Origin of the sequence: Streptomyces sp. NRRL F-5630 (assembly GCF_000719475.1) — a bacterium.
In the GTDB taxonomy this organism is placed as follows: domain Bacteria; phylum Actinomycetota; class Actinomycetes; order Streptomycetales; family Streptomycetaceae; genus Streptomyces.
The window spans coordinates 150,487-162,223 of sequence record NZ_JOGO01000006.1; the positions used below are offsets into that span (position 1 = coordinate 150,487).

11 protein-coding genes are annotated in these 11,737 nt (G+C 71.5%); 3 read left to right on the forward strand and 8 right to left on the reverse strand.

Annotation, left to right across the window (positions count from 1 at the left end):
- Positions 1-63: 63 nt before the first annotated feature.
- A complete protein-coding gene (locus IF99_RS0104925) occupies positions 64-2,985 on the reverse strand; it encodes a UPF0182 family protein (protein WP_199806456.1) in 2,922 nt (973 codons plus the stop codon).
- Between the two features lie 227 nt (positions 2,986-3,212).
- Here IF99_RS0104925 and IF99_RS0104930 point away from each other — a divergent pair, with 227 nt between their 5' ends.
- The gene (locus tag IF99_RS0104930; protein WP_030995086.1) at positions 3,213-3,770 is read left to right on the forward strand and encodes a PPA1309 family protein; all 558 of its coding nucleotides are present in this window, start codon (positions 3,213-3,215) and stop codon (positions 3,768-3,770) included.
- Positions 3,771-3,913: 143 nt separating this feature from the next.
- Here the strand turns inward: IF99_RS0104930 and IF99_RS0104935 are convergent, their stop codons facing one another.
- From IF99_RS0104935 to IF99_RS0104950, 4 genes are all read right to left on the reverse strand, one after another.
- Positions 3,914-5,011 carry a PDZ domain-containing protein gene (locus IF99_RS0104935; RefSeq protein WP_030995087.1) on the reverse strand — a complete coding sequence of 366 codons (1,098 nt, stop codon included), beginning with the start codon at positions 5,009-5,011 and terminating at the stop codon, positions 3,914-3,916.
- Positions 5,012-5,089: 78 nt separating this feature from the next.
- A complete protein-coding gene (locus IF99_RS0104940) occupies positions 5,090-5,281 on the reverse strand; it encodes a hypothetical protein (protein ID WP_030995088.1) in 192 nt (63 codons plus the stop codon).
- Between the two features lie 114 nt (positions 5,282-5,395).
- Positions 5,396-5,827 (reverse strand): molybdenum cofactor biosynthesis protein MoaE, encoded by a 432-nt coding sequence (locus IF99_RS0104945; protein ID WP_030995089.1) that lies wholly within the window; start codon positions 5,825-5,827, stop codon positions 5,396-5,398.
- 56 nt (positions 5,828-5,883) lie between these two features.
- Positions 5,884-6,993, reverse strand: coding sequence for an SDR family oxidoreductase (locus tag IF99_RS0104950; RefSeq protein ID WP_030995090.1), 1,110 nt, complete (start codon positions 6,991-6,993; stop codon positions 5,884-5,886).
- A gap of 212 nt (positions 6,994-7,205) precedes the next feature.
- On the opposite strand from IF99_RS0104950, the gene IF99_RS0104955 reads away from it, so the two are divergent.
- Together IF99_RS0104955 and IF99_RS0104960 are read left to right on the forward strand one after the other, a co-directional pair.
- On the forward strand, positions 7,206-8,681 hold the full coding sequence (locus IF99_RS0104955; RefSeq protein ID WP_030995091.1) for a zinc-dependent metalloprotease: 1,476 nt from the start codon (positions 7,206-7,208) through the stop codon (positions 8,679-8,681).
- Positions 8,678-9,205, forward strand: coding sequence for an NUDIX hydrolase (locus IF99_RS0104960; protein ID WP_030995092.1), 528 nt, complete (start codon positions 8,678-8,680; stop codon positions 9,203-9,205). Before IF99_RS0104955 ends, IF99_RS0104960 begins: the two co-directional genes overlap by 4 nt.
- A 254-nt stretch (positions 9,206-9,459) precedes the next feature.
- On the opposite strand, the gene IF99_RS0104965 is transcribed toward IF99_RS0104960, so the two are convergent.
- From IF99_RS0104965 to IF99_RS34685, 3 genes are all read right to left on the reverse strand, one after another.
- Complete coding sequence (locus IF99_RS0104965; protein ID WP_030995093.1) at positions 9,460-10,194, reverse strand: AIM24 family protein; 735 nt, start codon at positions 10,192-10,194, stop codon at positions 9,460-9,462.
- Positions 10,195-10,208: 14 nt separating this feature from the next.
- On the reverse strand, positions 10,209-10,889 hold the full coding sequence (locus tag IF99_RS0104970; RefSeq protein WP_030995094.1) for an AIM24 family protein: 681 nt from the start codon (positions 10,887-10,889) through the stop codon (positions 10,209-10,211).
- Between the two features lie 28 nt (positions 10,890-10,917).
- Positions 10,918-11,737 (reverse strand): AIM24 family protein (locus tag IF99_RS34685; protein ID WP_030995095.1); only part of this gene is annotated, 820 nt, incomplete at its 5' end.

Sequence of the window (11,737 nt, forward strand, 5' to 3'; positions counted from 1 at the left end):
TCACCACGCTATCACGCGAAACGGGGCGCGCCCGCCCCCGAGGACCGGGGGCGGGCGCGGGCGTCACGCGCTGGAGCCCGAACCTTCCTTCTTCGGCGGCGACTTGGAGTCGGAGGACGGCTTGGTGGCCGCGTCCTGCGCCTTCGCCGCGCGGTCGAGGGCGTCCTGGAGGCGCTCCTGCGCCTCTCCGTACGCCTTCCAGTCGCCGTCCTTGAGGGCCTTCTGCCCGTCCTCGAAGGACTTCTCGGCGTCGTCGAGGGCGCCCTGCAGGGTCTTGTCGCCGGTGGACGGCGGTTCCTGCTGCTGCTCCTCGTCCTGGTCGCCGGGCGGCGTCTCGCTCTCGGCGCCGAAGACGACGTTGAGCGCCTTGTCGAGGGTCCCCTCGAAGGCCGTCTTCCCGGCGTAGGTGACGAGGACGCGCTTGAGCAGCGGGTACTTCAGGCCGCTGCCGCGTACGTAGACCGGTTCGACGTAGAGGAACTCGCCGTCGAGCGGCACGGTGAGCAGGTTGCCGTACTCGACTTCCGAGTCACCACCCCGCAGAAGCCTGATCTTCTCGGCGATGGCCTCGTTCGAGTTGAACTTGCTCTGCACCTGCTTGGGACCGTCGGTCGTGTCGGCCGTGGGCATCTTCAGGAGCGTGAGTCTGCCGTAGTCCTTAGTGCCGGCCTCGGCGTTCACCGCCATGAAGGCGCTGAGGTTGTCGCGCCCGTTGGGGGTGAAGGTCGTGGTGAGCGAGAAGGCCTGTTCCCTCTCCCCCGGCATCTTCATGCTGAGGTAGTAGGCCGGGATGGAGTTGCCCGTCTTGTTGGTCGGGTCGTCCGGGACCTGCCAGACCTCGGAGCCGCTCAGGAAGGTCTGCGCGCTGTCCACGTGGTAGCGGGTGAGCAGTTCGCGCTGCACCTTGAAGAGGTCCTGCGGGTAGCGCAGGTGGTCCATGAGCTGCGGGGAGATCTCCGAGCGGGGCTCGACGGTGTGCGGGAACGCCTTCATCCAGGTCTTGAGGACGGGGTCCTCGGTGTCCCACTGGTAGAGCTTGACCTCGCCGCTGTACGCGTCGACGGTCGCCTTCACCGAGTTGCGGATGTAGTTGACCTGGTTCTGCTGGGCGACCACCGCGCGCTGGTTGTTCGCGGCGGTGAGCGAGTCGGCCGTCGTGTCCCCGAGCGTGGTGCGCGAGGCGTACGGGTAGCCGTTCGTCGTCGTGTAGGCGTCGACGATCCACTGGATACGGCCCTTGACGACGGCCGGGTAGGCGTCGCCGTCGATCGTGAGCCAGGGCGCGACGGCCTCGACGCGGTCCTTCGGGGTGCGGTTGTAGAGGACGCGCGAGCCGTCCCCGATGGCGCCCGAGTAGAGGATCTGCGGCTCGCCGAAGGCCACCGCGTACGCGGCCCGGTTGAGGGGGTTGGAGAGGCTGACGCCGCTCTTGCCCTGGTAGCGGGTGGTCTTCTCGCCGTTGTCGTCGGAGTAGTCGATCTCCTTCTGGGGACCGCCGACGATCGAGTACTGCGTGGTCTTCTCGCCGTAGTAGACGCGCTGCTCGTAGTCGCCGAGGTCGCCCTTCGAGGGAAGGTCGGACTCGGTGAAGACGGGGCCGCCGCCGGAGTCGGCGTTGTCGCCCTCGGCGGCGACGACGCCGAAGCCGTGGGTGTAGCGGAAGTGGTCGTTGATCCAGTTCCGCTTCGGGACGCCGTTGAGGTTCAGCTCACGGAGCCCGATGACGGTGTCCTGGTCCTTGCCGTCCTTGTCCTTGTACCGGTCCACGTCCAGGTTCGAGGGGAACGCGTAGTAGTTCCTCATCTGCTGGCGCTGCTGGAAGGTGGGCGAGACGATGTTGGGGTCCATGAGGCGGTAGCTCGCCGCCTGGTCGGCGTCGGCGCGCAGCTTGGACTTGTCGTCGGTCTCGCTCTTGCCCGGGTACTCGCTGACCTTGGCGTCGTCGATCCCGTACGCCTTCTTCGTGGCGGTCAGGTTCTTCTGGACGTACGGGGCCTCCTTGGCCTGCTCGTTCGGCTGGACCGTGAACTTCTGCACGACCGCCGGGTAGAGCCCGCCGATGAGGATCGCGGAGAGCACCATGAGGCCGAAGCCGATCACCGGGAGCTGCCAGGTGCGGCGCCACAGCGTCGCGAAGAACAGCAGCGCGCAGATGATCGCGATGCAGAAGAGGATCGTCTTCGCCGGGAGGTAGGCGTTGGCGTCGACGTATCGCAGGCCCGTCCAGTTGTCGGTGGCCTTGAAGTCGCTGGACTTCACGGCGAGTCCGTAGCGGTCGAGCCAGTAGGCGATCGCCTTGAGCGAGACGAAGATGCCGAGGAGGACGGAGAGGTGCCCGGTGAACGCCTTGGTGACGCGCTGGCCGGGGCTCGTGACCCGTACCCCGCCGTAGAGGTAGTGCGTCAGGAGCGCCGCGATGACCGAGAGGACGACGGCGGCGAAGCCGAAGCCGAGCAGGAAGCGGTACCAGGGCAGGTCGAAGGCGTAGAAGGAGACGTCCAGGTGGAACTGGGGGTCCTTCTGGCCGAACGACTGCCCGTTGACCCACATGAGCCAGGTGCGCCACTGACCCGCCGCCGAGGCCCCGGAGATCAGGCCGACGAGAGCGGTGATGCCGAGGAGCAGCCACTTCTTGTACGGGGCGATGCCCATGCGGTAGCGGTCGAGGTTCTGCTGCTCCATCGACATCGCGCTGAGCGGGGGCCGCAGCCGGTGCGCCAGCCAGATGTTGACGCCGACGGCGGCGGCCATGAGCAGCCCGAAGACGACGAAGAGGCCGACCTTCGTCTTGAGGGTCGTGGTGAAGACCGAGGAGAAGTGGAGCGACCGGTACCAGAGCCAGTCCGTCCAGAAGCCCGCGAACATGACGAAGGCCATGGCCAGGACGGCCAGGACGCCGAGCGTCATGAGCAGGGTGCGGACCCGCCGGGAGGGGCGGCCCACTCTGATCCGTGGCCCCGTCGGGCCTCCGCCGCGGTCCGGCATCTGGAAAGCCAAGGTGCGCACCTCGAAGTTCGCTGTGGTGGTGGTCGGTCGGTATGCGTGTTGCTGCCGCGCGGACGCGCCGGGGCGCCATGGCCCCGGCAGTTTGCCCGGTTGAGCCCGATTTAGCCCCGCTTGTGGGGCCCGCGCGGCAAGTCCCACACCCATGCAACTTAACGAAGCTTTACTCAGTTCCCGTCCTGGCCCCTGAAGAGGGCAGGATATTGCCCATGTCCAACGATTCCCCCGCCAGCCCCCCACCCGCAGCGACCCCCCTCACCCGCGCCGTACTGGAGATCGACACCTATGCGGCCGGTCTCGGCTGGGACCAGCCGGCCCGGCTCTTCGCCCTCGTCGACACGGGCCGGCTGCGCGCCGAGGAGCCCGAACTCGCCGAGCGCCTCGGTCTCGGCGAGGAGGCGGCGGCCGGCACGCTGACCCCGGTCGAGCAGGAGGAGGTCCCCGCGGACGTCCCGCTCGACGAGTTCCTCGCCACGATCGGCTGGCCGGACGCGGTCGCCGGCTGCGCGCTCACCATCGAGCGCCTCATGCTGCCGCCGTCCGCCGAGGCGAGCGTCCCCGAGGACCTCGACGAGGCCGCGCTCGCGGCGTGGGTCGCGAAGCACCCGGAGCGGCAGGAGGTGCGGATGACCGTCGCCGTGCTGCGCGACGGGGACCGCGAGTCGGCGCTGCGGCTGCGCGAGAAGGACTCCGAGCTGGACGTCCTGACGGGCGCGGACCTGGTGCCGGGTCTCGCGCAGGCGCTGGAGGCCACGTTCGCGGCGTAGCCCGGAACGCGAGCGGTACGGGTGCGGGGCGCGGCGACGTGCGTACGGCGCCCGGGCCGCCTACGGCGGAGGGGCGGGCCCACGACGAGCCCGCCCCTTCTCCGTGGACGCGTACGCCCGGCGCGGGCCGGCTCTTGGGCTGGTCAGCTCTTGGCGCAGGAGGGCAGCCCCTTCGTCCTGCCGTCGCGAATCTTGTCGAGGGCCTTCACGGCGTCGTCGATCGTGCGGACCTTGACGAGAGTGAGCCCGTCGGGGGTGTCCTGGCTCGCGGCGGCGCAGTTGTCGGCGGGGGTGAGGAAGTACTGGGCTCCCGCGCGGCGCGCGCCGACCGTCTTCATGCCGATGCCGCCGATCGCGCCGACCTTCCCGTCGTCGTCGATCGTGCCCGTGCCCGCGACGAACTTGCCGCCCGTGAGGTCGCCGGGGGTGAGCTTGTCGACGAGGCCGAGGGCGAACATGAGCCCGGCGCTGGGGCCTCCGACGTCGGCGAGCTTGATGTCGATGGAGAACGGGAAGGTGTGGTCCACCCCGGCCTGGATGCCGACGATGGGGCGGCTCGGGCCCTGGTCCTTGCCGGAGCGGACGGTCGTGACGGTGACGTCGCGTGCGCCGGTGGGCCGCTCGTGGCGCTTCTCGGCCGCCGCGGCCTTCGCCGCGGGGATCACGGAGAAGTGGACCTTCTCGCCCACCTCGTGCTTCGTGACGGCCTCGGCGACGTCGTCGGCCTCTTCGATCTTCGTGCCGTCGACGCTCTCGATGACGTCCCCGGCGTGCAGCCGGCCCTCGGCGGGGCTGTCCTTGGTGACCGCGGCGACGACGATGCGCGAGGAGACGGGGATGCCGAGTTGCCTGAGCGCCGCGACCTTGGCGTTCTCCTGCGACTGCGAGAACTCCTCGGCGTTCTCCTGCGTCGACTGCTCCTCGGTCGTGCCCCGGGGGTAGAGGTTGTCGTGCGGGACGATGAGCGAGTCGCCCGAGAGCCAGCCCCAGACCGCCTCGGGGAGGTTCATCCGGTAGTCGGGGCTCGTGACGCGCACCGTGGTCATGTTCAGGTGACCGCTCGCCTCGTACGTCTTGCGCCCCGAGACCTGGAGGACCGGTTCGCCGTCGTGGTCGCCGAGCGTGTTCACGGTGGGGCCCGGCGACATCTCCGCGTACGGGACCGGGATCAGCACGCCCGCGCACAGGAGGGCGACGAGGACGAGTGTCGAGGTGAGGAGGGTCACGGTGCGGCGCGGCATGGCACGACAGTACGGGACGGCCCTGTGTCCGCACGCCCGGGCCCTGCGGACCCGGCGAACGGGTGAAGGCGGCGGGGCTCAGGCGCTCTCGACGGGCTCTTCCCTGGGCACGCGCCCGGCGGCCTGCTTCTCCATGGCGGCGCGGAACTTCTCGTACCCGGCCAGTTCGGGTCCGTCCCCCGTCCTGCGGGTGCGCGCCGCCCACATGGCCCACAGCCCCGCGCCCACGGCGGCCACAAGCGGAATCAGCAACCACGCGAGTGCAGCCATGCCGACCTCCGACTCCCCGATTGCGTCATCTACTGGCTGATGAGCAGATTAACCAGCAGCCAGTGCAACGCTCGCTGGCGGGGTGCGGTTACGCAACCGGAGGGCCCGGCGGCCTCAGCAGGCCCCCACCCACTCCTCGCGGCCGTCCGTGAAGCGCTGGTGCTTCCAGATGGGCACCTCGTGCTTGAGGTCGTCGATGAGGCGGCGGCAGGCGGCGAAGGCTTCGGCGCGATGCGGGCAGGAGACGGCGACGACGACCGCGAGGTCGCCGATGGCGAGATCCCCGACGCGGTGGATCGCGGCGAGGGCCCGTACCGGGAAGCCGGCCGCGACCTTCTCCGCGACGCGCCGCAGCTCGGCCTCCGCGCTCGGGTGGCTGGAGTAGCTGAGCGAGGCGACGTCCTCGCCCCCGTCGTGGTCGCGCACCGTCCCGACGAAGAGAGCGGTGCCACCGGCGGCGTCGTCGCCGACGGCGGCGAAGACCTCATCGACGGACAGCGGGGTGTCGCGGATGGCGAGGAGTCTGATCGGATCGGTGTCGGTCATGTCCTCATGGTGTCGCACCGGGACGGGATTCCGGAGGCAGGGCGGCGCCCGGGAGGTCACAGGCGTCTGCGGGCCTTCCGCGCCCTGCGCACGAGCGCCGCCGTGCCGAGCAGCGCGACCGTCGCGCCCGCCGCCCCGGCGGCCGTCGCGTCCTTGCGGCCCAGGCGCCGCCCGGCGACCGTACGGCGCCCGGCGACCTCCTCCAGCAGCTCCGCGAGGACCTCCTCGTTGCTCCACGCGGGACGCCAGCCCGCGTCGTGGAGGCGACTGCCGCTGACGACCCAGGGGTTCATCGTGTAGGCGAGGTCGCCGGCCGGGGACGGGGTGAGGCCGATGCGGTGGAGGCGGGCGGCGGCGCCGAGGGCGACGGCGGAGGGGAGCTCCATGCGGCGGATGCCGCTCAGCTCCTCGACCTCCTCCTGCTCCAGCCAGCCGTCGCAGCCGACCGCCAGCTCTCCCTCGGCCTTCTCCAGGACCGCGTACTCCAGGGCGCTGACCAGGTCCTCGACGTGGCAGAACTGCCAGGCCGGGCGGGACCCCGCGACGACGAGGAGGCGCGGCGACTCGAAGTAGCGGGTCAGGGCCGTGTCGGTGCCGCCGACGAGGACGGCGGGGCGCAGCACCGTGACGTTGAGGCCGGGGTGGGCGCGCGGGGCGCGGCGGGCGAGGCGCTCGATCTCCAGGAGGTCGCCGACACCGGTGGCCTCGGCCGTCGCCTTGAGCTCGGCGTCCTCGGCGAGCGGCAGCGGGTTCTCGGGGAGCGCCCCGTAGACCATCGCGGAGGTGCACAGCACGACGCGGTGCACCCCGGCCGCCGCCGCCGAGGTCAGGACGGTCTGGGTGCCGCGCACGTTGTAGGCGGTGCGCGCGGCGGGCTCGGTCTCCAGGTCGAGATCGACGGCGAGGTGCACGACGACATCGGCGCCGCGCAGCTTCTCGGCGAGTGCGGGGTCGCGGACGTCGAGGATGTGCCAGGTGGCCTCGGCGTTGTCGCCGCGCTTCTCGTCGATCGCGAGGACCCGGCCGATGTCGTCGGAGGCGGTGAGGCGCTCGACGAGAAGGGCTCCGATGCCGGTCGCGGCACCGGTCACGGCGACGACGGGACCGCGCGCGGCGGACCCGGACGGGTTTCGCGCTGCGCGAACCTGCGGATCTGGGGAACTCACCAGGCGTCTCCAGCGGTTGTCTGTCGTACGTACGGGCATGACGCGTACGTACCAGGTGGCGTCCATCCTGCCGCAGGCAGCGCGTCGGCGGAGCACCGAGCCCCGAGCCGGTCCCGGTGTCTACGCTGGGTGGTACGTGGGCGTCGTGCGCGCACCGCCCAGGGCAGCCGCCGCCGGACTCGTACCGGCGGCCCTAACAGCCGAGGAAACCCGTGAGTGACAACCCATTCGGATTCGGCCTTCCGCCGGAGGAGCCGGACGACGGCGACGAAGGCAAGAAGAAGGACAGCACCGGCGGGTCCGAGGGCTCGGGTTCCGGCTCCGGGCAGACCCCGGGCAACCCGTTCGGCTTCGGGCTGCCGGGCGGCGGGGGCGGGGACAACCCGTTCGCGGCGCTCTTCGGCTCCATGGGGCCGAACGACCTGGGTGCCGCCTTCCAGCAGCTCGGGCAGATGCTGAGCTTCGACGGCGGCCCGGTGAACTGGGACATGGCCAAGCAGATCGCCCGCCAGACGGTCTCGCAGGGCACGTCCGACGGCACGAAGGACCAGAGCGTGGGCCCGGCCGAGCGCGCGGCGGTCGAGGAGGCCGTGCGGCTGGCCGACCTGTGGCTCGACGACGCGACCTCGCTGCCGAGCGGCGCGAGCACGGCGGTGGCGTGGAGCCGCGCCGAGTGGGTCGAGGCGACGCTGCCGGTGTGGAAGGACCTCGTGGACCCGGTGGCCGAGCGGGTCGGCACGGCGATGGGCCAGGTGCTGCCCGAGGAGATGCAGGCCATGGCGGGCCCGCTGCTCGGCGTGATGCGTTCGATGGGCGGGGCCATGTTCGGCACGCAGATCGGGCAGGCCGTGGGGCAGCTCGCGGGCGAGGTAGTGGGTTCGACGGATGTCGGGCTGCCGCTCGGCCCGGCGGGCAAGGCGGCGCTGCTGCCGCTCAACATCGAGGTCTTCGGCAAGGACCTCGGGGTGCCGAAGGAGGAGGTGCGGCTCTACCTGGCGCTGCGCGAGGCCGCCCATCAGCGGCTCTTCGCGCACGTACCGTGGCTGCGTTCGCACCTGTTCGGCGCGGTCGAGGGCTACGCGCGCGGCATCAAGGTGGACACGTCGAAGCTGGAGGACGCGGTCGGCAATCTCGACCCGTCGAACCCGGAGCAGCTTCAGGAGGCGCTCCAGTCCGGCATGTTCGAGCCGCAGGACACGCCCGAGCAGAAGGCGGCGCTGGCCCGGCTGGAGACGGCGCTCGCGCTCGTCGAGGGCTGGGTCGACGCCGTCGTGCACGCGGCGGCGAAGCCGCGCCTGGGCTCGGCGGACGCGCTGCGCGAGACGCTGCGCAGGCGGCGTGCCTCGGGTGGTCCCGCGGAGCAGACCTTCGCGACGCTGATCGGTCTGGAGCTGCGTCCGCGCAGACTGCGGGACGCCTCGCGGCTGTGGGCCTCGCTCGCCGACGCGCGCGGCGTGGACGGCAGGGACGGCCTGTGGGCGCACCCGGACATGCTCCCGACGGCGCAGGACCTGGACGACCCGGACGGTTTCGTCCACCGCGAGCAGCTGGACTTCTCCGAGCTGGACGAAATGCTCGGCGAGGCGGCCTCGGGCAAGGGACCGGAGCGGGAGAAGAAGGACGGCCCCGAGGACACGGACGGTCCCGGCGACCGGGGGGACGACGAGGAGCGGGGTCCGGGGGCGTGACGCTGCACGGGGACGCGTACGGCGTCCTGAAGCGGTACGCGGGGCAGCCGGAGCTGCGCGACGCGTACCTGGCGCACCTCGACGCGCACCCGGACGGCATGTACAAGCCCTGCGGGGCGGGTCACGTGACGGCGAGCGCGCTCGTGGTGTGCCCGGAGCGCGGCGAGGTGCTGCTGACGCTCCACCGGAAGCTGCGGATGTGGCTCCAGATGGGCGGCCACTGCGAGCCGGGCGATGTCTCGCTCGCGGAGGCGGCGCTGCGCGAGGCCCGCGAGGAATCGGGCATCGGGGCGCTCGCGCTGCACCCGGGCGGCCCGGTGCGCCTCGACCGGCACCGCATCCCCGGCCCGTGCACGCAGCACTTCGACGTGCAGTACGTGGCCCTCGCCCCGGCCGCCGCCGCGGCGCGGATCAGCGACGAGTCCCTCGACCTGCGCTGGTTCGGCTACGCGGAGGCGGCCGAGATCGGCGATTCCTCGGTGGGACGGCTCGTGGAAGCGGCGCGCGAGGCGCTGGGGGTCTGAGCGGGGGCGTTCGGGCGCGCGGGGCTTTCGGGCGTGCGGGGCTTTCGGGTGCCACGGGCTCGGGCGGTACGGGACGTGTGCCGTACGGGGCCGCGGCGGTACGGGGCCGGGGCCCGGTGCAGACGGTCCCCCCCGGCCCTCGGCCCCGTACCTCCGCGCTCGTTCCTGCCCCCGTACCGTCGTGCGTCCGCTCCGTCCCCCTGCTGCGCGAGGGCTCCGTCCCCCTCCTGCCTGCGAGGGCGGTCCCGGGGGCGTCACTCCCAGGCGTTGCCCTGGTTCTGGCCGACGCCGTACTGGCCGTGGATGCCCGAGAGGCCGGCGTTCTGCGGGGGGAGCATCTCGCTCGGCTGGACGAGGACGTGACCCTGGCCCAGGAAGCTCAGCTCCCAGCCCTCGCCCGTGTTGCCGCGGCGGCGGAAGACGCCGCCGGACTGGGTCTGGGACTGCATCTGGACCCGCAGGGACGTACTCCAGGCGACGACGGCGTCGGAGTCGACGTTGACGTAGTTCTGCCCGGTGACCTGCAGGAGCAGCGGCGTGCCGGAAGTCATGAGGGCGACCTTGCCGTTGCCGGTGAGGTTGAGCTGGTACTTGCCCGAGCCCGAGATGCCGTACTGGCTGTCGACGGCGATCACCTCGGCGTGCAGCGCGGAGTCGAGAGCGAGGACGTAGGCGCTGTCGACGGTGAGTCCCTCGTGGTCGACGTCGAGGATGTGCAGGTGCTGACCGAGGTTCGCGAGGAACACGGTGCCCTGGCCCGTGCAGCGCATGAGGTCGAGGCCCTCGCCCGTCATGCGGCGGGAGCGGCGCTGCCCCGCGCTCTGGTACTCGCCGTCGAACTCCACGAGTCCCTGGTAGGCGACCATCGCGCCCTTGCGGGCGAGAACGTCGTCGTGCCCGGTGAGGGCGATGCGCAGCAGTTGCGAGTTCTGGAGCGTCCACTGCTCCTGGGTCTGCTGCTCGGTGTGTGCGAAGAGCGGGCTCTGCATGTCGGTGTCCCCCCTCAGCCCCGGATACGGAGCCGGTCGGTGCTGTCCTCGCTGGGCTGGACGACGACGATCCCCTGCCCCGAGAAGGCCATCTGGTACGCCTCGCCGCTGCCGCGACCGATCATCGCGCCCGCCTTGAAGCTGCGCTTGCCCTTGACCTTGAGGTTCGGGGACCAGGCGACGAGCGCGTCGGGGTCGACGTACGTCTCGTCGTCGCCGCGCCCGCAGTCGACGACGATCGGGGTGCCGCGCGAGGTCAGCGCGATCCAGCCGTCGCCGCCGACGGTGACGTTGAACATGCCCTGACCGGCGAACTTGGCGAGCCCCTTGACGCGCTCGACGCCCCACTGAAGATGAGCGTCGAAGGCGAGGATGTTGGTGCCGTTGACGGAGATGCTCTCGCCGCCGAGGTCGAGGACGACGACGTCGGCCCCGTAGTCGGCAAGGTAGAGCAGTCCGTCGCCGCTGCACTTCATGAGCGGCGCGCCCTCGCCGGTGAGCCAGCCGCCGGCGAGCTGGCGGACGGTGGGCGGATTGGCCTCGTACTGGATGAAGCCCTCGTAGGCGATCATCGAGCCGGAGCGGGCGAAGAGGTCGCGGCCGCTGCTCATCGCGATCTTGGCGATGTGGTGGCCGTGCGTGTCCATCCTGGCCTGCACGGGGGTCGCGGCGAAGCCCGCGAGGTGCTGCTGCATCATGCGCTTCCCTTGCCTCTCGAAGGCTTCAGATCTCGTACGGCTGGACGACGATGAAGTTGCCGGGCGCGCCCCGGAACTGGAGGTTGACCGACTCGCCGCTGTGCCCCGGGTAGGCGTTGCGGCGCAGGCGCACCTGGCTGGAGAGGACGACCTGCGCGGCGGCCGACCAGGCGACGACGGCGTTGGCGTCGGCGAAGGTGGTCGGGGTGACCGGGAGGACGACGGGGGTGCCGTGCGTCTTGACGATCACGGTGCCGGTGCCCTGGAACTGCATCGTGAAGAGCGAGCCGCCGGGCAGCCCGTGGCCGTCGATGCGGCGCACCTCGCGCTGGAGGGATTCGTCGAAGGCGAGGACGGACTCGGCGGAGACGCAGATCGCGTCACCCTGGAGTTCGATCGGGTGCAGGTGCGCCTCGTCCTCGGCGAGGAAGACCTGGCCCTTGCCCGTGCAGCGCATGAGCTGGAGTTCCTGGCCCGTCGCGTTGCCGACGATGCGGCCCTTGAAGCCGGCGCCCTTGTAGCTGAAGTCGACCTTGCCCTGGTAGAGCACCATGCTGCCCTGGCGCGCGAGGACCGGACTGCCGTCCTCGCCGAGGTCGACGCGGACGAGCTTGTGGTTCTGCTGCGTCCAGCGGCGCCCGGTGGGGACCTCGCGGTACTTCTCCAGGTTGACGGCGACGCCCTTGGGGGTGTTGCCCTCGGGGATGGGCTGCGGGGCGCCGGGCCCGGCCGGGAACCCGGGGCCCGCGGGGGCGCCCGGGGCGGCACCGAAGGGGGGTGCGTGGTAGCCGTCGGCCGAGGGCGGCGGGGGCGCGGGGTAGCCGGGCGGGGCCGGGGGCGCCGGG

What these genes read in the sequence shown, in the direction of transcription:
- IF99_RS0104965 (WP_030995093.1), bottom strand. Translation starts at nt 10,194, where the DNA reads ATGCAGAGCCCGCTCTTCGCACACACCGAGCAGCAGACCCAGGAGCAG.
- IF99_RS0104930 (WP_030995086.1), top strand. Translation starts at nt 3,213, where the DNA reads ATGTCCAACGATTCCCCCGCCAGCCCCCCACCCGCAGCGACCCCCCTC.
- IF99_RS0104925 (WP_199806456.1), bottom strand. Translation starts at nt 2,985, where the DNA reads ATGCCGGACCGCGGCGGAGGCCCGACGGGGCCACGGATCAGAGTGGGC.
- IF99_RS0104945 (WP_030995089.1), bottom strand. Translation starts at nt 5,827, where the DNA reads ATGACCGACACCGATCCGATCAGACTCCTCGCCATCCGCGACACCCCG.
- IF99_RS0104970 (WP_030995094.1), bottom strand. Translation starts at nt 10,889, where the DNA reads ATGCAGCAGCACCTCGCGGGCTTCGCCGCGACCCCCGTGCAGGCCAGG.
- IF99_RS0104935 (WP_030995087.1), bottom strand. Translation starts at nt 5,011, where the DNA reads ATGCCGCGCCGCACCGTGACCCTCCTCACCTCGACACTCGTCCTCGTC.
- IF99_RS0104940 (WP_030995088.1), bottom strand. Translation starts at nt 5,281, where the DNA reads ATGGCTGCACTCGCGTGGTTGCTGATTCCGCTTGTGGCCGCCGTGGGC.